The sequence below is a fragment of the Amycolatopsis thailandensis genome (genome assembly GCF_042723255.1).
Classification (GTDB): domain Bacteria; phylum Actinomycetota; class Actinomycetes; order Mycobacteriales; family Pseudonocardiaceae; genus Amycolatopsis; species Amycolatopsis thailandensis.
The window spans coordinates 1-22725 of record NZ_JBHXJK010000093.1; the positions used below are offsets into that span (position 1 = coordinate 1).

General features: G+C 68.0%; 18 protein-coding genes. 12 read left to right on the forward strand and 6 right to left on the reverse strand.

Features of this window, described 5'->3' with window-relative positions:
- The first annotated feature begins 379 nt into the window (after window positions 1–379).
- Both ACFWMR_RS29865 and ACFWMR_RS29870 read left to right on the forward strand, forming a co-directional pair.
- Window positions 380–889: a hypothetical protein gene (locus ACFWMR_RS29865; protein ID WP_378380786.1), complete on the forward strand. Its 510-nt coding sequence runs from the start codon at window positions 380–382 to the stop codon at window positions 887–889.
- A 44-nt stretch (window positions 890–933) separates the two neighbouring features.
- Window positions 934–1269, forward strand: a complete 336-nt coding sequence (locus ACFWMR_RS29870; RefSeq protein ID WP_378380787.1) for a hypothetical protein — start codon at window positions 934–936, stop codon at window positions 1267–1269.
- Here ACFWMR_RS29870 and ACFWMR_RS29875 read toward each other — a convergent pair.
- Window positions 1226–2773 (reverse strand): glycosyltransferase family 87 protein, encoded by a 1548-nt coding sequence (locus tag ACFWMR_RS29875; RefSeq protein WP_378380788.1) that lies wholly within the window; start codon window positions 2771–2773, stop codon window positions 1226–1228. The two genes, ACFWMR_RS29870 and ACFWMR_RS29875, sit on opposite strands and share 44 nt — an antisense overlap.
- 10 nt (window positions 2774–2783) lie before the next feature.
- A complete protein-coding gene (locus tag ACFWMR_RS29880; protein WP_378380789.1) occupies window positions 2784–3878 on the reverse strand; it encodes an ROK family transcriptional regulator in 1095 nt (364 codons plus the stop codon).
- A gap of 55 nt (window positions 3879–3933) precedes the next feature.
- Between ACFWMR_RS29880 and ACFWMR_RS29885 the strand changes: the two genes are divergently transcribed.
- Complete coding sequence (locus ACFWMR_RS29885) at window positions 3934–4983, forward strand: Gfo/Idh/MocA family oxidoreductase (RefSeq protein WP_378380790.1); 1050 nt, start codon at window positions 3934–3936, stop codon at window positions 4981–4983.
- Between the two features lie 74 nt (window positions 4984–5057).
- Here ACFWMR_RS29885 and ACFWMR_RS29890 read toward each other — a convergent pair whose 3' ends face one another.
- From ACFWMR_RS29890 to ACFWMR_RS29900, 3 genes are all read right to left on the reverse strand, one after another.
- Entirely contained in the window at window positions 5058–7607 is a 2550-nt protein-coding gene (locus ACFWMR_RS29890; protein WP_093939263.1) for a transglycosylase domain-containing protein, read from the reverse strand.
- Between the two features lie 158 nt (window positions 7608–7765).
- Window positions 7766–10162, reverse strand: a complete 2397-nt coding sequence (locus tag ACFWMR_RS29895) for a transglycosylase domain-containing protein (RefSeq protein ID WP_378380803.1) — start codon at window positions 10160–10162, stop codon at window positions 7766–7768.
- A 496-nt stretch (window positions 10163–10658) separates the two neighbouring features.
- Complete coding sequence (locus ACFWMR_RS29900; protein WP_093934784.1) at window positions 10659–11072, reverse strand: DUF5318 domain-containing protein; 414 nt, start codon at window positions 11070–11072, stop codon at window positions 10659–10661.
- Window positions 11073–11319: 247 nt separating this feature from the next.
- Between ACFWMR_RS29900 and ACFWMR_RS29905 the strand changes: the two genes are divergently transcribed.
- The 5 genes from ACFWMR_RS29905 (at window position 11320) to ACFWMR_RS29925 (ending at window position 15774) form a co-directional block, all read left to right on the forward strand.
- Window positions 11320–11865: a PadR family transcriptional regulator gene (locus ACFWMR_RS29905; RefSeq protein WP_005168208.1), complete on the forward strand. Its 546-nt coding sequence runs from the start codon at window positions 11320–11322 to the stop codon at window positions 11863–11865.
- Between the two features lie 62 nt (window positions 11866–11927).
- Window positions 11928–13010, forward strand: a complete 1083-nt coding sequence (locus tag ACFWMR_RS29910; RefSeq protein ID WP_093934783.1) for an inositol-3-phosphate synthase — start codon at window positions 11928–11930, stop codon at window positions 13008–13010.
- Window positions 13011–13235: 225 nt separating this feature from the next.
- Window positions 13236–13556 carry a hypothetical protein gene (locus ACFWMR_RS29915; RefSeq protein ID WP_378380791.1) on the forward strand — a complete coding sequence of 107 codons (321 nt, stop codon included), beginning with the start codon at window positions 13236–13238 and terminating at the stop codon, window positions 13554–13556.
- Window positions 13556–15283, forward strand: coding sequence for an alpha/beta hydrolase (locus ACFWMR_RS29920; RefSeq protein WP_378380792.1), 1728 nt, complete (start codon window positions 13556–13558; stop codon window positions 15281–15283). Before ACFWMR_RS29915 ends, ACFWMR_RS29920 begins: the two co-directional genes overlap by 1 nt.
- Window positions 15284–15357: 74 nt before the next feature.
- Entirely contained in the window at window positions 15358–15774 is a 417-nt protein-coding gene (locus tag ACFWMR_RS29925) for a hypothetical protein (RefSeq protein ID WP_378380793.1), read from the forward strand.
- On the opposite strand, the gene ACFWMR_RS29930 is transcribed toward ACFWMR_RS29925, so the two are convergent.
- Window positions 15771–16406 (reverse strand): HAD family hydrolase, encoded by a 636-nt coding sequence (locus ACFWMR_RS29930; RefSeq protein WP_378380794.1) that lies wholly within the window; start codon window positions 16404–16406, stop codon window positions 15771–15773. The two genes, ACFWMR_RS29925 and ACFWMR_RS29930, sit on opposite strands and share 4 nt — an antisense overlap.
- A 77-nt stretch (window positions 16407–16483) precedes the next feature.
- Here ACFWMR_RS29930 and ACFWMR_RS29935 point away from each other — a divergent pair, with 77 nt between their 5' ends.
- The 4 genes from ACFWMR_RS29935 (at window position 16484) to ACFWMR_RS29950 (ending at window position 22591) form a co-directional block, all read left to right on the forward strand.
- Complete coding sequence (locus ACFWMR_RS29935; protein WP_378380795.1) at window positions 16484–16954, forward strand: MarR family winged helix-turn-helix transcriptional regulator; 471 nt, start codon at window positions 16484–16486, stop codon at window positions 16952–16954.
- Entirely contained in the window at window positions 16944–18161 is a 1218-nt protein-coding gene (locus tag ACFWMR_RS29940) for an MFS transporter (RefSeq protein ID WP_039920039.1), read from the forward strand. The genes ACFWMR_RS29935 and ACFWMR_RS29940 overlap by 11 nt, the downstream gene beginning before the upstream one ends.
- A 97-nt stretch (window positions 18162–18258) precedes the next feature.
- Entirely contained in the window at window positions 18259–20310 is a 2052-nt protein-coding gene (locus ACFWMR_RS29945; protein WP_378380796.1) for a PhoX family protein, read from the forward strand.
- 178 nt (window positions 20311–20488) lie between these two features.
- Window positions 20489–22591: a PhoX family protein gene (locus ACFWMR_RS29950; protein ID WP_378380797.1), complete on the forward strand. Its 2103-nt coding sequence runs from the start codon at window positions 20489–20491 to the stop codon at window positions 22589–22591.
- The last annotated feature ends 134 nt before the right edge of the window (window positions 22592–22725 follow it).

Here is a 22725-nt window from a genome sequence, read left to right on the forward strand (position 1 = left end):
GGGGAGGATTCCGGACGTTCAACGTCCGGAATCCTCCCCCGTCGCCTCGTCTAGCACCGGACGTGACCGGTACGACCTTGATCAACGGAGGATGGGGGACGTTGAGTGTCCCGGATCTTCCGTTGATCAAAATCCGAGACCGGACGCCCTGGCGACAATGAAGGAATTGGGACGTTCAACGTCCCAATTCCTTCACCGTCGACCCAGCGCACGCGGACGCCTCCCGCGCAGGTCAGGCGTAGGTCAACAAATACAAGGTCTCCTTGAGGGACTCTGGGTCCTCAAGGAGGCCTTCACGGACCGGCCGTGCTACCCGCGCGGGAGGCCGTTCCCCCGCCGGCGGGAGGGCCGGACGCGCGGATCGCGAGAGGCTCGGCTCATGAACATCAAACGCAAGATCGCCGCTGTCGCCGTGTTGGCCGCCGTGGCGGGAACGCTGGGGGCGACGCAGGCGAGCGCGGCGCCGGAGCGGGGTTCGGTCGTCTTGGGGTCGGCGGGCGGACCGCTGACGTTCCCCGGCTACGACAACGACCCGGTCCGGTTCGACTTCGCCGCGTTCGGCGAACCCGGCAAGTCCTCGGGCCGGTTCCACGTGAATCACGTGACCAAGGACGGCAAGCTCGTCGCCGACTTCGACGGCAAGGTCGACTGCGTCTCGCGGGCCGGAAGCCTCGCCATCCTGACCGGCGTGATCGAACGTGCCGACATCCCCGGCCTCCCGGTGAACGTCGTCGGCCGCCGGGTCGGCTTCTCGGTCCAGGACGAGCCGCGCGGTCACGACCGGATCGGCTGGAGCTGGGCTTACGGCGGCATCGAGCACGACGTCCTGCCGTGCACCGGGCCGGTGCCGTTCTTCGAGACGAGCACGGGTGGCTACACCGTCCGCTGAATCGGCTTGACCCTCACGCGGCGGGAGGGTCGAACCTGATCCGCATGAAGAACCGGACCGTGTACCGGGCGGAGGACGGCGAGCACGTCGGCTACGTCGCCCCCGCCGCCGAAACCCGTTGGCAGGCCCTGACCGTTTTCGGCTACCCGCTCGGCGGGCCCGCCGCCTTCGACGATTCCGTCGCGTTGCTGGAGGCCGAAGGACTCGCGATCCTCGCCGACCGCTGGTCGGTCAAGTACGGCGAGGACTGGTTCACCTGTCGTCTCGTCGAAACCTCGCCCGAAACGGTCGTCGTCCGGATCGAAGACTTCGGTTCCGAGGACTTCGGCAAGCACATCAAGCTGGAGCGTCCTGGGCCCGACGTGCTGAAGCGCGGTTGACAGTGCGCGCGTCCGGGGCGCCGTCGAGGAATCCACCCACCGGATCGTCGTCACCGGCGAGGCGGACGGGGTCTGTGCGCGGCTGGTAGATGTCGCGGATCACCAGCGCGCACAGGCCCAGCACCGCCAGGTCGCGGACGACGACGGTGCCGAGGAACCAGTCCTCGGGCAGGCCCTTGTGGTCGACGCCGAGGTAGTACATCATCCGCGGCGCCCAGACCAGCGCGTCGATGATCATCCAGCCGAGCAGCAGCCGCCAGCGCGGGATCGCGAGCACCGCCAGCGGCACCAGCCACAGCGAATACTGCGGGCTCCACACCTTGTTGGTCAGCAGGAACGCGGCCACCACGAGGAAGGCCAGCTGGCCCAGCCGCGGGCGGCGCGGCGCCTTCAGCGTGACGTACCCGATGCCGGCGCAGGCGGCGAGGAACAGCACCACGACGACGGCGTTGAGCACGACCGGTGTCTGGCCCGCGGTGAGTTTCCCGTCGAAACCGGCCCAGCCGGACAGATGGGAGATCACGTTGTAGAGCGAGTCCGGATCCATCGGGCGCACCGTGTTGAGCCGGAAGAACTCCCACCAGCCGGTCGGCGCGGCGAGCGCGAACGGGACGTTGACCACCACGAACGTCGTCGCGGCGAGCCCGGCTGTCAGCGCCCACTGCTTGAGCTTGCCCGCGCGCAGGCACAGGAAGAACAGCGGGATGAGCAGGAGCAGCGGATACAGTTTCGCCGCCGCGCCGAGGCCGAGCAGGAATCCCGCGACCTCGGGTCGTCGCCGGGCCCAGGCGAGCAGCGCGGTCGCGGTGAACGCGGTCGCGATGGCGTCGAAGTTGGTGAAGACGTGGACCAGCGCCAGCGGCGCGATCGCCACCAGCACCGCGTCCCACGGACGGCGTTTCAGCGATCGGCCGGTCGCCCACACCGTGACGAGCCAGGCCAGGGCGAGCCAGAGCGCCGAGATGTTGAAGTAGACGGCGACCGGGAGCGCGCCGGGCAACCAGCCCGATTCCGCGACCGAGAGCCACGCTTCGGCGAGTTTCGCGTTGATCCACTGGAACAGCCCTGTCGCGACCGGGTACTCCATGTACCGCGTCGTCTCCTTCGCCGTGCCCGCGTCCTCGGTCCACGAAGTCACGTACGGGAAGGTGTCCGGATTGTTCAGCCGCTCGGAGCTGTAGAGCGGGATGATGTCCGAGTAACACATCGCGACGAATGGGCGGCCCGCCCGCCAGTCGAGCTGGTGGGTCCCGGAATCGTCGGTGTACTCCTGGATGCAGGACGCCTTGCCGAACCACGAAAGCAGCAGCGCGAGGCAGGCCAGCAGCAGTCCGACCCGCTGCGGTGACCAGAACCAGTGCCGTCCCACGGCGGCGTGTTCGCCGAGCGGTCCGCCGATCGGCCGGGAGGCCGCGGCCACGAGCGGTTCGTTCCAGCTCGGGATGACCCGCTCGCCGGGGGTGAGGGAGAGCGGAGCCTCGGGCTGGGTCGTCTGGTCGGACACGTGGCGGATGTTAGCGCCTAGGCGCTGCCCACCCGGTGATATCGCCACTGTCGTAGAACCCGGCGAGCACCTCGGCCGCCGCGCCGAACGCGACGACGTCGTCGCCCATCTCGTCGAGGTCGACCTGGATTCGTTGCCAGTGCGGCAAAGGCAGCAGTTCGGCCAGCCGCGCGGAGACCGTGTCGCGGTACACCTCCGGCTCGGCGCGGACCGACCGCCCGGTCAGCACGACACGCTCGAGGTCGAGGACCTGGACGAGGTCGGCGAGCCCGATTCCCAGCAGGCCGGCCGCCTCCTCCGTGGTCGCCGCCGAGTTGTGCAGCACCTCGACGCAGCCGCGGCGCCCGCACGCGCAGCGCGGTCCGTCGAACGCGAGCGTCGTATGCCCGAACTCGCCCGCGTTGGTCCGCGGCCCGCGGTACAGCCTGCCGTCGATCAGCAGGCCGACGCCGATGCCGGTGCCGACGAGCACGACGGCGGTCGCGGCCTGATCGCCCTCCGGCCAGTGCTGGGCGAAGGCCGCGGCGTTGGTGTTCTTGTCGAGCCGTACGGGCAGCCCGGTGCGTTTCGCGAGCAGGTCGCGCAGGGGGACGTGGTGCCAGCCGGGCATGTTCGTGGCGTCCCGGACCACGCCCTCGCGGTGGTCGAGCGGTCCGACGGAGCCGATGCCGAGGCCGAGGACGAGTTCCCGGTCGACACCGTCGAGCAGTGCCTCGGTCGCGTCGCCGAGGGCGGAAACAGCCTGGTCGGGAGTGAATCCCGGGGTCAGCGGACCACCTCGGGACGCGACGATCTTCCCGGTCAGGTCGGTCCTGACCACCCGGAAGGAGTCCCGGTCGAGTTGCGCGCCGAGCGCGTGCCTGGCGTCCGCGCGCACCCGCAGCAGCGTGCGCGGCTTGCCGACGCCGGACGCGGGCTGGCGTTCTTCGTCCAGCAGGCCGGCTTCGAGCAGCTCGGGGACGATCTTCGAGACGGCCTGCTGCGTGAGCCGGGTGCGTTCGGCGAGCTCGACGCGGCTGAGTCCGCCCGCGCGCAGGATGTGCGTGAGCAGCAGCGCCCGGTTGTGCTGGCGCAGCCCGCGCAGATTGACCCCGGTCTCCGGCATAGCGCGCATCCTGCCATGACTGGCTGATTACGCAACACTGTTGTTTAATGGTCGCATGGCTGACTTGCGAGTGGGGATCTTCGGATACGGCACCGGCGGGCGCGTCTTCCACGCCCCGCTGGTCGACGCGACGCCGGGGCTCACCCCGGCCGCGATCGTCACCTCGAACCCGGACCGGGTCGGGCAGGCCAGCGCCGACTATCCGGCCGCGGACGTGCTGCCGGACGCCGACGCGTTGTTCGCCAAAGCGGGTGAACTGGACCTGGTCGTCATCAGCACGCCGAACCGCACGCACGTCCCGCTCGCGCTTCGGGCGATCGAGGCAGGTCTGCCCGTCGTCGTCGACAAGCCCTTCGCGCCGACGGCGGACGAAGCTGCGAAGGTCGTCGAGGCCGCGAAGGCGAAGGGCGTCGGCCTGACGGTGTTCCAGAACCGCCGGTTCGACTCGGATTTCCTCACCGTCCGGAAGGTCCTCGACGCGGGCGCCCTCGGCGACGTCTTCCGCTTCGAGTCCCGCTACGACCGCTGGGTGCCGAAGCCGCGCGACAACTGGCGCGAGCTGGGCGACCCCGCCGAGGCGGGCGGGCTGCTCTACGACCTCGGCGCGCACATCGTCGACCAGGCGCTCCAGCTGTTCGGCCCGGTCGCCGAGGTCTACGCGGAGGTCGACGAACGCCGCGCCGGGGTGTCCGTCGACGACGACGTGTTCGTCGCCCTCCGCCACACCAATGGCGTGCGCTCGCACCTGTGGGCGTCCGCGCTCGCGGGGACCCGGAACCCGCGGTTCCGCGTGCTCGGCGACAAGGCGACCTTCACGAAGTACGGCCTGGATGTCCAAGAGCCGCAGATCAAGGACGGGCTGCGGCCCGGCGATCCCGGCTGGGCCGTGGAACCGCCGTCGGACGCCGGGCTGCTCGGTGTGAACGACGACGTCGAGACCGTGCCCACCGAGGTCGGCCGCTACGAGGACTTCTACGCGCAGGTGCGCGACGCGCTCCTCGGCAAGGGCGAGTTCCCGGTCGATCCCGCCTCCGCCGTCGAGGCGCTCCGGGTCATCGAAGCCGCTCACCTTTCGGGTGCCGAACGGCGCGTCGTCACCCTCTGACCCCGCAAGTACATGAAGGCCCCCTTCCTTGCGCTAGACGCAGTGAAGGGGGCCTTCATGTACTTGGGTCGAAGCTAGCCGTTGTCGCCTCTGCCCCCGCCACCCCGGCCGGGGCCGTTACCGCCTTCTTCGCCGTTGTTCTCACTCGACGACGGCGGGTTCTTCGAGCTCGACGGCGGGTCCTCTTCGTTCCGCGAGGACGACGAGCCGGTCGACGGTCCCGTGGACGGCGTGCCCGTCTCGTTCCCGTCGTCGTTGTCGTCCGGCGGGGTCTGCGTCGACGGGACGGTGTTGCTGTCGTCCCCGCCGATGATCTTGACCTTGTCGAAGCGCTCCCCCGGCTTTCCCTTCGTGTACAGGGAAATGAACTTCTCCCAGATCGGACCGGCGATCGTCGAACCGAAGATCGACTTGCCGTTCTTGCCCTTCAGCGCCTTGTCGCCGTCACCGCCGACCCACACCGCGGCCGAGATCGACGGCGTGTAGCCGACCATCCACGTCTGCGAGTTCGCGTCCTTCGCCGACGCGGGCTCGCCCGACCGGTAGGTGTGCTGCTGGGTTCCGGTCTTGCCCGCGCACTCGTGGCCGTTGGGGCACTTGAGCTTCGAGAACGGGATGACCCCCTTGAGCGACTCGGTGACGTTGCCAGCGATCTGCTTGCTCTTGTCGGAGTCGTCGGAGAACGCGGGCTTCGCCTCTTCTGGAGCCGAGTACGCCGCCTCGTCCTGCGAGTTGGTCACCTTGGCGACGAAGTGCTTGCTCCGCCGCTGGCCGTCGCCCGCGAAAGTCGCGTACGCGGCGGCCATGTCCTCCGGGCTGACGACCGTCTTGCCACCGCCGAGCGCGATGTTGTTGTCGGCGAACAGTTCGGAGACACCGTCGGGGGCGGGTTTGACCCCGGCGTCCTTGGCGGCCTGTGCCACCGGACCCGGCTTGGTCTGGTTCACGACCATGTCGTAGAACACGGTGTTCGCCGACCGCTGCATCGCCTCCGACACCGTGCACTGCGCCGAACACGAGCTGCCGGGACCGGCGTTCCGGATCGTCTGCTTGCCGAACTGCCGGTTGTTGGACCCGTCGAACGTCGAGTTGATGCCGCCCTTGCCCAGCTGCATGTACGCGGTGAGGTCGAACGGCTTCATCGAGGAGCCGGGGTTCTGTGGCGTGTTCGCCCAGTCACGGCCCTTGAGGTCCTGGCCGTTGGGCCCCTTCACGATGGACGGGCCGCCGTAGTACGCCTTCACTCCGCCGGTCTTGGGGTCGACAGCGACGAGCGCGTTCAGCAGATTCTCGTCGGTCTGGCCCTTCATCCCGTCGGCGACCGCCTGCTCGGCCGCGGCCTGCGCCTTCGGGTCGATGGTCGTGTAAACCTTGTAGCCGCCCGTGTAATAGACGTCGTCGGTGATGCCGTTCGCGGCCAGTTCTTCCTTGACCTTGTCGCGGATGAACGGGTTCACCACCCCGGCCTGCTGCTTGTCGGCCTGCGGGATCGGCGTCGGGAACTGCAGGTTCGCGCGGTCCGCGGCGGACAGGAAACCGTTCTGCACCATGCGGTTCAGCGCGACCGTCCAGCGTTCGTTCGCGACCTTCGGGTTCTCCGAACGGCCGGGCTGCTGGATGAGGCCCGCGAGCAGTGCCGCCTCCGACGCGTTCAGCTCCCCGGCGGGCTTGCCGAAGAACGACTGCGCGGCCGATTCGATCCCGTACGCGCCGCGACCGAAGTAGATGATGTTCAGGTACGCCGAGATGATGTCCTTCTTCTCGTACGTCTGGTTCATCTTGAAGGATTTGGCGAGCTCGGTCCATTTACGGGTGAGCGACGATTCGTCGTCCCCGCTGGCGACCTTGATGTACTGCTGGGAGATGGTCGAACCACCGCCCTTGCCCGCGGTCACCTGGTTGTAGACCGCGCGCAGGATGCCGCCGATGTCGAAACCGGAGTTCGTCTCGAAGGAGGCGTCCTCGGTGGCGATCACGGCCTTCTTGACGATGTCCGGGATCTGCTCCGGCGTCAGGATCTGCCGGTTGCCGCCCTTGGGGACGTCCTTGCCCATCTCGGTGTTGTCGGCGTAGTAGTAGGTCACCGCCTGGCCCTGGGTGGCCGCGATGGACTGCGGCGACGGGACGTCGACGGCGAAGTAGGTGATCACGAACGCGATCGCCGGGATCACGAAGAAGAGGCAGAACAGCGCGAGCAGCACTCGCCGGATCCGTCTCCACCGGCGCTTCTTGCGCTGGGCCGGGGTGAGGATCGGCTTCCCGTTTTCGTCGGTCTCCGGGCCGTGCTGCTCGTCCTCGTACTGATCGTCGTACCGGTCGTCGTAGCCGCGGTCGGCGTAGCCACGGTCAGTGGTGCCGTTGTGCTCGTGATGCGTGATGAGGTCCGGCTCGTGCTGCGGCGCGACCGGCGGCCGCTGCGGACGCCGCGGTGGCGGCTGCTGCTGGGGCGGGCCCTGGCGTTGCCACGGCGTCTGCCCTGAACCCTGCGGGCCGGGACCCTGTCGCTGCCCGTATCCCGGAGGCGGACCTCCGGCGGGGCGGCGGGGCGGTCCGGCCGGGCGTTGCGGACGACGGGCGGGGTCAGGGTCCTGACCTGGCCATCCGCCGTGGGGATCGTCGTTCACTGGGACGTCCTCCGAACCTTCCGTGGGTGAGCGCGGTCCTGCGGTCGCAGGTCTCCTCTGTATAAGACGTGTCGGATCGGTTCAGGTTCACCGACGCGAAGAAAAAGGTGTGCCGGGCGTTGGCCCGGCACACCTTTTTCAGCTGCCTCGTCCGGTCGTCACGGATCTTCGCCGTTCGGGAACAACGGATCCGAAGTCCCTGGTCCCGGTCTGGTCGGCCTGGTGGGCTTGGTCGGTTTCGTCGGCCAGCCACCGGTCTCCGTCGGCTCCGTCGGCTCGGTGGGAGTCGTCGGCGTCGCGGTGGTCGACGGCGTCTCGGGTGTGGTCGTCGTCACCGGCGGCGGCTTGGAAACCGTCGTCGTCGGCACCGACCTGGCGTCCTTGCCGATCGGCTTGACGCTTTCGAACTTCTCCGTCGGCTTGCCGGTCATGTACCGGGACATGAAGTCTTCCCAGATCGGACCGGCGATCGTCCGGCCGTAGATCGGCTTGCCGCTCTTGTCGTGCAGCGGCTTGTTGCCGTCGCCGCCGACCCACACCGACGTCGAGATGCTCGGCGTGTAGCCCACCATCCAGGTCTGCGCGTTGCGATCCTTGTAGTTCGCCGGGTCTTTGTCCTCGTTGAAGTCGTACTGCTGCGTCCCGGTCTTGCCCGCGCACTCGTTGCCCTTCGGGCACTTCAGCTTCGAGTACGGGACGACCTCTTCGAGCGCGTCCGTGACGTTGCCGGCGATCTGCTTGCTCTTGTCGGCGTCGTCACTGAAGGCGGGAGAGCCCTTGGGGGCGGTCTCGTCGAACTCGACCTCGTCCTCGGAGTTGGTCAGCTTGGCGACGAAGTGCTGCTTCTGCCGGACACCTTCGCCGGCGAAGGTGGCGAATCCGGCCGCCATGTCTTCCGCCGTGGTCACCGTGCGGCCACCGCCGAGCGCGATGTTGAGGTCGGGGTAGAGGACCGACTTGCCGCCCTCGTTCTCCGTCCGCACACCGGCTTCCTTCGCGGCCTTCGCCACCGGGTCGACCTTGGTCTTGTTGATCACCATGTCGTAGAACACGGTGTTCGCGGAGACCTTCATCGCTTCGGCGACCGTGCACTGGGTGCCGCAGTTGGAACTCTCGCCCGCGTTCCGGATCGTGCGCTGGCCTCCGGTTCCGGTGTCGAACTTCCGGTTGTTGGACCCGTCGAAGGTCTCGCCGAGGCCCTTGCCCATCTTGAGGAACGCGGCGAGGTCGAAGGCCTTGAACGCCGAACCGGGGTTGTGCGGGACGTTCGCCCAGTCGTGCGCCTGGACGTCCTGGCCCTTGTCGTTCTTCGTCCAGTCCGGGCCACCCCAGTAGGCGACCACGCCGCCGGTCTTGGGATCGACCGCGACCAGCGCGTTCAGGATGCTCTCGTCCGTCTGGCCCTTCATCCCCTCGGCGACGGACTCCTCGGCCATCTTCTGCGCCTTGGGGTCGATCGTCGTGGTGATCTTGAAGCCGCCCTGGTGCAGCCGGTCCTGGTCGTAGCCGCGGGCTTCGAGTTCGTCGATCACCCGGTTGCGGATGTGCAGGCTCAGGGTCCCGGCGTCGTCGGCCTTCGCCTGCGCCTTGGGGATCGGCTTCGGGAACTGCGCGGCGGCGCGCTCACCCGGGTCGAGCCACTTGTTCGCCACCATCTGGTCCATCACGAAGTTCCAGCGCCTCTGCGCGTAGGCCTCGTTCTCGGACTTGCTCGGCCCCTGGATCAGGCCGCCCAGCAGGGCCGCCTCCGAAGCGCTGAGCTCCTTGGCCGGCTTCTTGAAGTAGGCCTGCGCGGCCGCTTCGATGCCGTTCGCGCCGCGGCCGAAGTAGATGGTGTTGAGGTACGCGGTGATGATCTCCTCTTTGGACATCTGGTTGTTCATCTTGAAGGACTTCGCCAGCTCGGTCCATTTACGGGTGAGCGTCGGCGCCTCGTTGGCCGTGGCCTTCTTGATGTACTGCTGGGAGATCGTCGAACCGCCGCCCTGGCCGCCGGTGACGTTGTTGTAGACCGCGCGCAGGATGCCGCCGACGTCGAAACCGGAGTTGGTCTCGAACGACGAGTCCTCGGCCGCGTACACGGCCTTCTTGACCGCTTCGGGGACCTCGCCGGGCTTCAGCAGATACCGGCTGCCGCCGCTGGCGGGCGCGATCTTGCCCATCGGGCTGCCGTCGGCGTACATCAGCGTGATCGGCTGGCTCTGCTGGCTCGCGACGCTTTCCTGCGACGGGACGTCCACCAGGAAGTAGGTGATGACGAACGCGATCGCGGGGACGACGACGAACAGGCCGAACATCGCGTAGAGGACCCGGCGGATGATCCGCCAGCGGCGCCTCTTGCGCTGCTTCGGTGTCAGGACCTTCTTCTTGTCGTCTTCTTCGTCCTCGCCGAGCTCGTCTTCGCCCTCGGCGCCGAGGGCGGCGCTTTCGTGACGATCGTCATAGCGATCGTCGTACGGGTCGTAGCCGTACGGGTCTTCGGTGCCGTTGTGCGCGTGGTGGGTGATGAGCTCCGGCTCGCGCTCGTACGGCTCCGGCTCGACCGGCCGGACCATCGCGGTCGCCTGGTCGTCGGGAGTGGGACGGCGGTTGCCGGGCGGAGGCGGCGGGCGGTGACCGGCGGTGCCCTGCTGGGACCGCTGAGGCGGGCGATTGCCGGGCGGCGGGGGCCCCTGCCTGCGCGGGGGCATGCCGTTGGGGCGGCGCGGGGCCGCGGGACGGCGCGGCTCGTCGTCGGACGGCCACTCCGGGCCGCCGCCGTCGCCGCCGGGCCATTGCGGGGCCGAGGCGCGCGGGTCGGAACGGGGAGCGGGGGATCTCGGCGGCGCCGAGCGGTGGGTGCCGCTCGGAGGGGTCCGGCGCTGGGGGCGGCGCGGGGGTTCCTCGCCCGGCCAGCCGGGTTCGTCGTCTTCGCCCGGCCATTGGGCACGGCGAGGTGCATCAGGCTCCTGGCCTGGCCAGGAGCGATTGCGGTCGTCGTTCACGAATGGGCCTCCCAGACCGGCGCTTCGGGGGACGCCGCTCTGTGCTCAACTGCGTTTTCGATACCTGTCACTGACCCGCTGTCCTCTGCGACCGGGTCCGTGGCCGGGTGGTGCCCGGATCTCCCGTACCGAGGACGTAGGACCGCACCAGGTGGTTCCAGTGACAGCTCCGGCAGACCTCGACCTCGTAGACGGTGAACTCGGCGAAGTGCCCGTCCATCCGTACCAGCTCGTCCGGCGTCTTGGCGGATCCGGCGACGTGCTTGAGCTCCTCGCCGTACACCCAGGACACCAGGGTCAGTTCCTCCCGGTGACAGACCGGGCAGTCCTGTTCACCTGGTCGTCCGTGGAATTTCGCGGCCCGCAGGAGGTACGGGCCCGCGTCGCAGACGTCGTATGTGCCGACCCGTCCGGAGTGGACGCCCTTGAGCAGCGCGCGCCGCTGTAAGGCGTAGTCCACGACCTGCCGCTGGTTTCGCACGCCAACAGAGTACGGGCTCTTGCTGTGTGGTCCACGCCCCGTTCTCGGCGGAACGGTGGGTACGCGGTCGGACACGCCGACAATTCGATAACTGTCCGGTGAATTTCGTCCGGTTCCGAAGCGCTCGATCGGGGTTAGCTACACCACTTCGATGTATCGGCGCGATATAGTGGGCCGGTAGGTTGACCGAGCCGGTCACGGTGGCCAACGCGACCGGTCGCGGTTTGTTCCCGGAAGGGGGTGCGATGTGCTCGAGCTCGCGATCTTGGGGCTGCTGCACGAGACCCCCATGCACGGTTACGTCCTGCGCAAACGTTTGCATGAGACGCTCGGGATGTTCCGGACGTTCTCGTACGGCTCGCTGTACCCGACACTGCGTCGGCTGCTTCGTGCCGGTTACCTCGTCGAGGAGCTCGAAGAGGTGGAAGACCGGGCATGGGCACGCCGGGGCAAGCGCGTGTACAAGCTCACCGCCGAGGGCAAGGAACGGTTCGCCGAACTACTCGGCGACGCCGGCCCGCAGACCTGGGACGACGAAGGCTTCGGCGTCCACCTGGCGTTCTTTTCGAGGACACCGGCCGACGTCAGGATGCGAATCCTGGAAGGCAGGCGTCGTCGGGTCGAGGAGCGTCGAGAAGGGCTTCGGACGGCGATGGCGCGGGCCGAGGAGAAGATCGACCGCTACACCCGTGAGCTGCACCGGCTCGGGCTGGAGTCCAGTGAGCGGGAGGTGCGCTGGCTCAACGAGCTCATCGCGCACGAACAGGCCGAGCAGCGCGGACCGGAGACCTGAGGCGCTCTCCGTGCCCGCTGCGGATTACCTACAACTGTTGGACTAATGAAGGAGAAACCGGCATGGGCGAGAACCGCCGCGTTCGGGTGGCCATCGTGGGCGTCGGCAACTGTGCTGCCTCGCTGGTCCAGGGCGTTCAGTACTACCGCGACGCAGATCCCGGCACCCGCGTGCCCGGTTTGATGCACGTCGTGTTCGGCGAGTACCACGTCCGCGACATCGAGTTCGTGGCCGCGTTCGACGTGGACGCCAAGAAGGTCAGCCGCGATCTGTCCGAGGCGATCTTCGCGAGCGAGAACAACACCATCAAGATCGCCGACGTGCCGCCGCTCGGCGTCACCGTGCAGCGCGGTCACACCTACGACGGGCTCGGCCGGTTCTACCGCGAGACCATCGAGGAGTCCGACGAGACCCCGGTCGACGTCGTCGCGGCGCTGCGCGAGGCCGAGGTCGACGTGCTCGTCTCCTACCTGCCGGTGGGTTCCGAAGAGGCCGACAAGTTCTACGCGCAGGCGTGCATCGACGCCGGTGTGGCGTTCGTCAACGCGCTGCCGGTGTTCATCGCCTCCGACCCCGAGTGGGCGGAGAAGTTCCGCGCGGCCGGCGTGCCGATCGTCGGTGACGACATCAAGTCCCAGGTCGGCGCCACCATCACGCACCGCGTGCTGGCGAAGCTGTTCGAGGACCGCGGCGTCCAGCTCGACCGGACGATGCAGCTCAACGTGGGCGGGAACATGGACTTCCTGAACATGAAGGAGCTGGAGCGGCTCGAGTCGAAGAAGATCTCGAAGACCCAGTCGGTCACCTCGCAGGTCGACCGCGAGCTCGGCAAGGGCAACGTCCACATCGGACCGTCCGACTACGTGCAGTGGCTCGACGACCGCAAGTGGGCCTACGTCCGGCTCGAGGGCCGCGCGTTCGGCGACGTGCCGCTGAACCTGGAGTACAAGCTCGAGGTGTGGGACTCGCCGAACTCGGCGGGCATCATCATCGACGCCGTGCGCGCCGCGAAGATCGCGAAGGACCGCGGCATCGGCGGCCCGATCCTGTCGGCTTCCTCGTACTTCATGAAGTCGCCGCCGGAGCAGTACGACGACGCGACCGCGCGCGACGAGGTGGAGAAGTTCATCGCCGGCGAGGCGTGACCCTCCAGTAGCGCGCTATGAAGGGGCCTTTCATTGCAAATTTTGCAATGAAAGGCCCCTTCATAGCGTCAGGAGTGCCTTCGCCTCTGGGTAGGACTACTCGGTCGGGTGTGAGTACAACGCCGCTACCTGCTGTTTTTCCCGGTTCCGGGATGCCTTGACCATTGAATCGGCCCGTTCTGCTCCGTAGTGTGATCGATTGACTACCGGAGCAGGGGAGGGCTCGTGGCTGGTTACGACGTGGTGATCGAGAAGATCAGAGGGACCGGGAAGGCCGCGACGCGAGTCGCGGACGGGCTGCGCGGGGCGAACTGCTCGGTGGCGGTGCCGTCGGGCGACGCCGGTATGCCGGGAGCGCGCTGTGTGGGCAAGCTCGCCGAGGTCAAGCACGTACTGCAAGACCGCGAGCAGGGCTACGAGCGGCGTCTCGACGCGCACGCGGCGAGCATGGCGAAGGCCGCCGACCTCTACAGCGGTCGCGAGGATGCCGCGACGGCGGATCTCTCCGTCCCGGTGCGGTCGACGGGCGGGCGGAAGCCGGTCTGATGGTCACCTGGGCTGATGTGACTCGATGGGATTCCGCACCTCTGCAAGGCGCGGTCGGCGAAGTCAACACCGCGTACAACAAGGTCGTCGCCTGTTCGGACGATCTGCGCGGCATCAATACGGCCGACGGCTGGCACGGCACCGCGGCCGGAGCCGCGGCGAAAGAGGTCGACCAGGTCATCGACGGCCTGGAAGAGTACGCCGCCGAGGTCGCCGCGTTGCGTCGCGGCGCGGGAGACGTCGGAGACGCGATCACTGGTGTCATGAACGGCGTCAAGGAAGTCGAGGGGCTCGCCCGCGCGCATCACTTCACCGTCGGCGGTGACGGGGCGATCATCGACAACGGACCGCCCCCGGACACCCCGGAGGATCAGAAGGAAGCCGTCGCCCGCGAACGGGCGACGATCGCGGTGGAACTGCGCGATCGCGTTTCCGAGGTCCTCAAGAGCGCGACCGACATCGACGACGACTTCTGCCTCGTACTCGACCGGATCGTGTCCGGGCAGACCATCGACGCGACCGCGAACGACAACGAGAACACGTCGCTGGCCGCGGCGGGCAACTCCGGTGCCGTCATGGGCTCGCTCAGCATCCCCGCGCCACCGCCCGAGGGCGCGACGGCGGCGCAGAACGCTGCCTACTGGGCGACACTCAGCGAAGCGCAGCGGTCCCGGCTCGCCACGGACCGGCCGGAACTCGTCGGACCTCAGGACGGTTTCTCGGCGAAGCAGCGCGACCTCGCCAACCGTGAGCTGTTGGACCGACAGCGGTCCAGGTTGAGGCATGAGCGCGACGAGCTACAGCGAAAGATCACCGAGTTCCCCCGAACCGGAGCCGGTCAGATCAAGCTCAACGACCGGCTGGAGTTCGACGCACTCAAGGCGGATCTCGACGAACTCGACGGGAAACTTCGCGGTCTCGACGACATCGACCACCGGCTTTCGATGAGCGATCCCGACAGCCCGGACTTCGACCCCACCAAGCAACGGCCATACGTGCTGCGCATCGATGACACGGGCGCGGGCCGGGCGATAGTCGCGATGGGCAATCCTGATACGGCGCAAAACGTCGCGACCTATGTGCCCGGTACCGGGTCGGAGCTTTCCAAGGTCAACGGTGATCTCGGACGGGCGGACAGCATGGTCAGCGCCGCCCAGCAGGCCGGGGCGAAAGCACCTTCGGTGATCACCTGGATCGGCTACGACGCGCCGCCGGGCCTCCTGGACGCTTCGAACGAGAGTTTCGCCGACAATGGGAAGCATGCGCTCGACAGCTTCCAGGACGGACTGAGGGAAAGTCATCAAGGAGCTCCCTCGCACAACACCGTCCTTGGCCACAGCTACGGCACGACCCTCGTCGGACACGCCGCCAGAGACGAGCACCTCGCCGTCGACGACATCGTGCTCGTCGCCAGTCCGGGCGTCGGTGTCGATCACGCGAGCCGGCTCAACATCCCTCCCGAACACGTGTACTCGACGACGGCCGCGAACGACGCGATCAACATCACCAACTTCCCTCGTATCGAAGGGCAGGGCGACCCCCTCGACCCGCTCGGCCCCGACCCCACCGACCCGGAATTCGGTGGCAAGACGTTCACCTCGGATCCAGGCCCAAGCGGCCCGGTTCTCGGCAACAGCGAGGCCGCTCACAGCGAATACTGGACGCGAGACAACCCCGCTCTGCGCGACATGGGCCGAATAATCGCAGGAAAGCAGCCAAGTTACTGATGAAGAAAAGAAGCCTGATGCCGGCGATGCTGCTTCTCTGTGTCGCGAGCTGTGGCAGTCCTCAGGAGGCTGATATGGGCAACACGATCTCGATTCAAGAGGCGAACCAGCGACTCGAAAGCTATATCCAGCAAGCGAAGTCGGCCCTTCCGGTGTCGGCTGTGCTGGTACTGCGCGGCCAGAGTAAGGAAGCGCCTTGTGATGATCCGAGTGACAACGGGCCGAAGGGCCGGGTCGTGGCCGACCGCGGCTACCAGGTGACCGGCCTGGCCGCGGCGGGTATTTCGGAGTACTTCAGCGCACTGCGCTCGTGGGCGCAGAACAACAACTATCAAGTTCTGCAAGAGAAGCAAAACCCGCAATACCTGTGGCTGGAAAAACGAGACGACGGATTTCGTCTGGCGTTGGATTCCAACGAGTCCGGCGAGCTGTACCTGAACGGATCAACGCCCTGCGTATGGCGCGACGGCACGCCGGGCTCGGCAGGTTAGGCCTCGAGAAGCGCCGCCGGCAGATCCGTGATCGACCCGACCACCGTCGTCCGCGCCAGCACCGCCGGATCCGGCGGGAAGTGCGGGTTCGGCACCGCGTACACCGTCATCCCCGCCGCCAGTGCCGCGAGCAGCCCGTTCGTCGTGTCCTCCACGGCCGCGCAGTTCTTCGGCTCCGCGCCCAGCAACTCGGCCGCCTTCAGATAGACGTCGGGCGCCGGTTTCCCCGCGCCGACCTGCTCCGAAGACACCGCCGTCGGCACCGGCAGCCGCGTGATGTCCAGGAAAGCCTTGATCAGCAGCGGCGGCGACGAGCTCGCGATCGCCACCGGCCAGTGCTTCGCGACCTCGCGCACGACGTCCGGACCGCCCGGGATGATCGGTGGTTTCTCCGCGTATCGCCGCGCCATCCGCTCGATGACCACCTGTGCGACGTCCGCCGGCCGGAGCTGGACGCCCAGATCGTGGGCCAGGTAGGCGGCCCATTCCGGGGTGCTCATCCCCTGCATCGCCCTGGTCGACTCGTCCCGCCAGGTGCCGTGGAACTCGTCGACGACGGCCCGGCGGACCTCGTCCCACGTCGTTTCCGAATCCACCAGGACACCGTCGAGATCGAAGATCACCGCTTCCACACCCTCAACCCTAGGCGCTGGCACCCTGTGCGGCAGATTACTTAGCCATGCTCAGTAATTTTAGTTAGCATGGCTAAGTGACCACGAAAGTCGCCGACCTCGCGCACCGGCTCCGCCCGCTGGTGTTCCGGCTGTACTACCTCGTACGCCGGGAGACCCCGCAGGTGCAGCTCACCCTCACGCAGGGGTCGGTGCTGTCGGAACTGCTGAACGGCGGTCCGCGCCGGATGAGCACGCTCGCCGACCTCGAACGGGTCCGGATGCCGACGATGACCGACGTCGTACGCCGTCTCGAACGGCTCGGCCTGGTCAGCCGCCGCCGCGATCCCGCCGACGGCCGCGCCGTGCTCGTCGAGGTCACCGAGGTGGGGCAGCGCTTCCATCGCCAGTTGATCGTCGCCAGGGAGGAATTCCTCCGCGAGCGGCTCCTCGAACTGGACGAGCACGACCGCGCCGCGATCGAAGCCGCGCTCCCCGCTCTCACCAGGTTGCTGCGGCAGGAAATTCAAGAAGACAAGAAGGAGGAACTGATCCGCGATGAGCGCTGAGTCCCACTCGAGCCTGTTGGACGCTCTCAAAGGACAGCCCAAACAGGTATGGATCACCGCGTTCGCCGCGGTCATCGCGTTCATGGGCATCGGGCTGGTCGACCCGATCCTGTTGTCGATCGCCGAGGGCCTGCACGCGACGCCGTCCGAAGTGACCCTGCTGTTCTCCTCCTACCTGGGTGTCCAGGTGGTGGCCATGCTCTTCACCGGCGCCATGAGTGCCCGCTTCGGCGCCAAACGCACGGTGATCACCGGTCTGTCGCTGATCGTGCTGGCCACCGCGCTCTGCGCCGCCGCGGGCTCGATCGAGCAGCTCGTCGGGCTGCGCGCGGTCTGGGGCCTTGGCAACGCCTTCTTCATCGCGACCGCGCTTTCGGTGATCGTCGGCGCCGCCGCGGGCGGGCAGTCCGGCGCGATCCTGCTCTACGAAGCCGCGCTCGGGGTCGGCCTCGCGGTCGGTCCGCTGCTGGGCGCCCTGCTCGGCAGCATCTCCTGGCGCGGCCCGTTCTTCGGCACGGCCCTGCTGATGGCCGGCGCGCTGGTGCTCTGCGCGGTCTTCCTTCGCAAGGACGCCCACGAGGACCGGCCACGTATCCGCCTGCTCGATCCGATCCGCGCCCTCAAGCACACCGGTCTCCTGCGCACTTCGATCGGTTCCGCCCTCTACACCGCGGCGTTCTTCGCCGTCCTCGCCTGGTCGCCGTTCGTGCTGGAGTGGAGCGCGGTCGCGGTCGGCCTGGTGTTCTGCGGCTGGGGTCTGTGCGTGGCGGTGGCCGGTGTGGTCCTCGCCCCGCGGCTCGCGGCGAAGTTCGGCGAACGGCACGCGACCGTGCTGGCCGTGCTCGCCTACGCCGTGCTGCTCGCGGTGATGCTGGTGCCGAGCAAGCCCGTTCTGGTGGCCGCGATCATCGCCTCGGGTCTGGTGTCCGGCCTGCTCAACACGCTGTTCACCGGGATGGCGATGTCCATCAGCGACGCTCCCCGCCCGGTCGCCAGCGCGGGCTACAACTTCCTCCGCTGGATGGGCGGCGCGGTGGCCGCGACCCTGGTCGGCCACGTGGCCGAGTGGTTCGGCTCGCCGCACGCGCCGTTCCTGGTGGCCGCCGTGCTCTGCGTGCTCGCCGGTGGACTGCTGGCCGCGCGCCGCACCAAGCCGGACGTGTACCGGGTGCCCGAGGAGGCCGCGCTCGTCGGCGAAGAGTTCTGATCTGTACGGAAAGTGAACAATGGACCAACGGGGGGTTTCCTCCCGTTGGTCCCTTGCCTTAGCGTCGACCTCCCGAACTGCCTGACCGGAGGTCCGCGTGAAGTTCCTTCCGTTGCTGGCCGGCCACTCACCAAGCCGGGCGTCAGTGACCTGTACCTATCGCTGTGGTGACGCGTGCTTCCACGACGCGCCGAACACTTCGGACAACCCCACCTTCGCCGACGTGCTCGGCGCGGTGAGCCGTCGTGGCGCGCTCAAGGCGACCGCCGTCGTCGCACTCGCCGCCGGCACGCCACTCGCTCTGGCGGCACCCGCGTCCGCCGCCCCCACCGCCCCCGCCGGACGCCCGAAACCGCCACCCGGCACCGACTACAAGCGCGTCCAGCCGAACACGCTCGACGCCGTCGTGGTGCCCGAAGGCTACGAGCAGGGCATCGTGATCCGCTGGGGTGACGCGGTGCTGCCGGGCGCGCCGGAGTTCGACTTCGACCACCAGACCGCCGAGGCGCAGGCGAAGCAGTTCGGCTACAACTGCGACTTCGCCGCGCTGCTGCCGCTCGATCGCTGGGGGCTTTCCTCGCTCCTGGTGACGAACCACGAGTACACCTCGGAAGAGTTCATGTTCCGCGGCTACGACCGGGACAACCCCACCGAGGAACAGGTCAAGATCGCGTGGGCCGCGCACGGCCTCACCGTCGTCCAGGTGTCGCGCGGACGCGACACCGGGCACCTGCGGCCCAGGATGTCCCGCTACAACCGGCGGATCACGCTGCACACCCCGTTCAAGGTGACCGGCCCGGCGGCCGGGAGCGACTTGCTCAAGACCGCCGCCGACCCGACCGGCACGGTGGTGCTGGGCACGATGAACAACTGCGCGGGCGGAGTCACGCCCTGGGCCACGATCCTGTCCGGCGAAGAGAACATCAACCAGTACTTCGGGAACGCGGAAACGGTGACCGATCCCGTGGCTCGCAAGCGGTACGCGCGCTACGGCATCAAGGGCACCGCGACCACCCGGAAATGGGAGCGGTTCGACGCGCGCTGGGACATCGCGAGGGAGCCGAACGAGGCCCACCGGTTCGGCTGGGTGATCGAACTGGATCCGAACGATCCGGACAGCACCCCGGTCAAGCACACGCATCTCGGCCGGTTCAAGCACGAGACGGCGAACATCCGCGTCGCCAAGGACGGCCGCGTGGTCGCCTATTCCGGTGACGACGAGCGTTTCGAGTACATCTACAAGTTCATCTCCAAGGGCCGCATGAAGCCGGGCGACAGCGCGCATGCCCGGCGGCACAACATGACCCTGCTCGACGACGGCACGCTGTACGTCGGCCGGTTCACCGGCGACAGCCCGGCCGCCGAGATCGACGGCACCGGGAAACTGCCGAGCGACGGCGAATTCGACGGCAGCGGCGAATGGATCCCGCTCGCCTCCGGCAAGAAGTCCTTTGTGGACGGAATGACCGCCGAAGAGGTCTACGTCTTCACTCGCGAGGCGGCCGACCGCGTCGGCGCGACCAAGATGGACCGCCCCGAAGACATCCAGGCGCATCCGCGCACCGGCCGGATCTACTGCGCGCTCAGCAACAACGTCGAACGCGGCAACCCCGGCAAGGAAGGCGCCACCGAGCCCAACCCGCGGCTGAACAACAAGCACGGTCAGGTGCTGGAGTTCGAGGAACGACGCGGGGACGCGCTGGCGCTGACGTTCAGCTGGCGGCTGTTCCTGGTGTGCGGTGATCCGTCGTCGCCGGACACCTATTTCGCCGGGTTCCCCAAGGATCAGGTCTCGCCGATCTCCAGCCCGGACAACGTCGCCTTCGACAAACACGGCAACCTGTGGATCTCCACCGACTCGGCGGGCGCGCTCGGCATCAACGACGGCCTGTACTCGGTTCCGTTGGAAGGCCGGAATCGCGGAGAGCTGAAGCTCTTCCTCACCGTGCCCCGCGGCGCGGAAACCTGCGGTCCGATCGTCGAAGAGAAGATCGTCACGGTCTGTGTCCAGCATCCGGGTGAAGTGGACGGGGCGAATGCCGACAAACCGGCCTCCCATTGGCCCGACGGCGGCGAAAACCAGCCCCGCCCGTCGGTGGTGGCGGTCTGGAAACCCGGCAGGCACGGCCTGTCGGACATCGGTTCTTAGTCGACAAGCAACGATCTAGCAGTACTTTTCGTCGATGGCGCGCCGCCGGTCCGGCAGCGCGCCATCGCTCGTTCGCGCGCTGTTCATCTTGTGGTCAGGACCGGCTCTTTTTGGTCGCTTAACGTCACGGCGTTCCCCCGACTGGACTACGTGAACCCACCGCGACCATGGAGGCCCTGTGTCCTTCGAGCCTCAGCGGCTCCTGCCGTTGATCACCTCCCACCCCGGTGGCCGCTCCGCGGTCACCTGCGAGTACCGCTGCGGCAACGCGTGCGCCCACCCCGAGCCCAACACGTCGGACAACGAGTACTTCGGCGACGTCGTCAAGAACATGCTGTCCCGCCGTGGCGCGCTGAAGGCGAGCGCCGTGATGGCGGCGGCCGCCGGTGGCTTCGCCGCGCTGTCCGGCACGGCCGCCGCCGCCGAGGCCCCGGCCGACGTCGCCGCCGCGGGACACGGCAAGCCGGGTCGTCCCGGCCGTCCGGTGCCCGGCACCGACTTCGAAGCCGTGCCGCCGAACAAGCTCGACGCGGTCACCATTCCCGAGGGTTACGACCAGCGGGTCGTCATCCGCTGGGGCGACGCCGTCGAATTCGGCGCGCCGAAGTTCGATTTCCGCAAGCAGACCGCGGCCGCGCAGGCCAAGCAGTTCGGCTACAACAACGACTTCGTCGGCCTGATCCCGCAGGACCCGCTGGGCATCCGCAACCTGCTGGTGGTGAACCACGAGTACACCACCGAGGTCCACATGTTCCCGGCCGACCAGTACGACCCGGCCAACCCGACCGAGGAGCAGGTCAAGATCGCCTGGGCCGCGCACGGTCTTTCGGTCGTCCAGACCTTCCGCGACCCGATCGGCGGCGCGCTGCGCGCCGTGCCGAGCCCGTTCAACCGCCGCATCACGCTGAACACCGCCTTCGAGGTGCGCGGCCCGGCGGCCGGTTCGAAGTTCCTCAAGACCTCCGCGGACCCGACCGGCCGCAAGGTCTTCGGCACGCAGAACAACTGCGCCGGCGGCGTGACCCCTTGGGGCACCGTGCTTTCCGGCGAGGAGAACGTCAACCAGTACTTCGCCAACGCGTCGAGCGTCACCGACCCGGTCGCGGCCGCGCGCCTGAAGCGCTACGGCTTCTCCGGCGCCGGGACCACCCGCAAGTGGGAGCGGTTCGACAAGCGCTGGGACCTCGCGCAGGAACCCAACGAGGCCAACCGCTTCGGCTGGGTCGTCGAAATCGACCCGAACGACCCGAACTCGACGCCGGTCAAGCACACCGCGCTCGGCCGGTTCAAGCACGAGGCCGCGAACATCAAGATCACCAAGGACGGCCGCGTCGCCGTCTACTCCGGTGACGACGAGCGCTTCGAATACATCTACAAGTTCGTCTCCAAGGGCAAGTACAAGCCGGGCAAGAGCGCGCACGCGCGCCGCCACAACTCCGCGCTGCTCGACGACGGCACCCTGTACGTCGCCCGCTTCACCGGCGACAGCCCCGGCGAGATCGACGGCACCGGGAAGCTCCCCAAGGACGGCGAATTCGACGGCGTCGGCGAGTGGATCCCGCTGGTCTCCGGCAACAAGTCCTTTGTGGACGGTTTCACCGCCGAAGAGGTCTACGTGTTCACGCGGCAGGCGGCGGACAAGGTCCAGCCCACCAAGATGGACCGCCCCGAGGACATCGAGCCGAACCCGGTCAACGGCCGCATCTACGCCGCGCTGACGAACAACAGCGACCGCGGCGCGGCAGGCAAGGCCGGCGTCGACGAGCCGAACCCGCGCGTCAACAACCGCAACGGGCACGTCCTCGAATGGGACGAGGACCGCGGCGACTCGGCGGCCACGAAGTTCTCCTGGCGGCTGCTGCTGGTCTGCGGTGACCCGAAGACGGCGGACACCTACTTCGGCGGCTTCCCGAAGGACCAGGTCAGCCCGATCTCCTGCCCGGACAACGTCGCGTTCGACCGCCACGGGAACCTGTGGATCTCCACCGACGGCAACGCGCTCGGCTCCAACGACGGCCTGTTCTCGGTGCCGGTCGACGGTCCGGAACGCGGGCACGTCAAGCAGTTCCTGTCGGTCCCGGTCGGCGCGGAGACCTGCGGCCCGGTGGTGACCGACCACCTGGTGCTCGTCGCCGTGCAGCACCCGGGCGAGAACGCCGCCAGCTCGGCGAACCCGACGTCGCACTGGCCGGACGGCGGCACCACCCAGCCGCGGCCGTCGATCGTCTCGGTGTGGAAGAAGGGCCGTTGGGGCCAGGTCGGCCGCATCGGCGTCAAGTAAGGCCGTGACCGGGACGCCGATGCCGTGGGAAGACGGCATCGGCGTCCCGGTCACTCTCGGTTCTGCCTGATCGGGGCGCTCGTCGACACGGTTCAGCGATTACGGAACCGGGGCCGGATAACTAGCTTCAGCCC

Coding starts and splice junctions, on each gene's coding strand:
- ACFWMR_RS29920 (WP_378380792.1), top strand. CDS start 13,556: ATGGTCACCTGGGCTGATGTGACTCGATGGGATTCCGCACCTCTGCAA.
- ACFWMR_RS29910 (WP_093934783.1), top strand. CDS start 11,928: ATGGGCGAGAACCGCCGCGTTCGGGTGGCCATCGTGGGCGTCGGCAAC.
- ACFWMR_RS29925 (WP_378380793.1), top strand. CDS start 15,358: ATGGGCAACACGATCTCGATTCAAGAGGCGAACCAGCGACTCGAAAGC.
- ACFWMR_RS29870 (WP_378380787.1), top strand. CDS start 934: ATGAAGAACCGGACCGTGTACCGGGCGGAGGACGGCGAGCACGTCGGC.
- ACFWMR_RS29880 (WP_378380789.1), bottom strand. CDS start 3,878: ATGCCGGAGACCGGGGTCAATCTGCGCGGGCTGCGCCAGCACAACCGG.
- ACFWMR_RS29895 (WP_378380803.1), bottom strand. CDS start 10,162: ATGGTCCGGCCGGTCGAGCCGGAGCCGTACGAGCGCGAGCCGGAGCTC.
- ACFWMR_RS29885 (WP_378380790.1), top strand. CDS start 3,934: ATGGCTGACTTGCGAGTGGGGATCTTCGGATACGGCACCGGCGGGCGC.
- ACFWMR_RS29940 (WP_039920039.1), top strand. CDS start 16,944: ATGAGCGCTGAGTCCCACTCGAGCCTGTTGGACGCTCTCAAAGGACAG.
- ACFWMR_RS29865 (WP_378380786.1), top strand. CDS start 380: ATGAACATCAAACGCAAGATCGCCGCTGTCGCCGTGTTGGCCGCCGTG.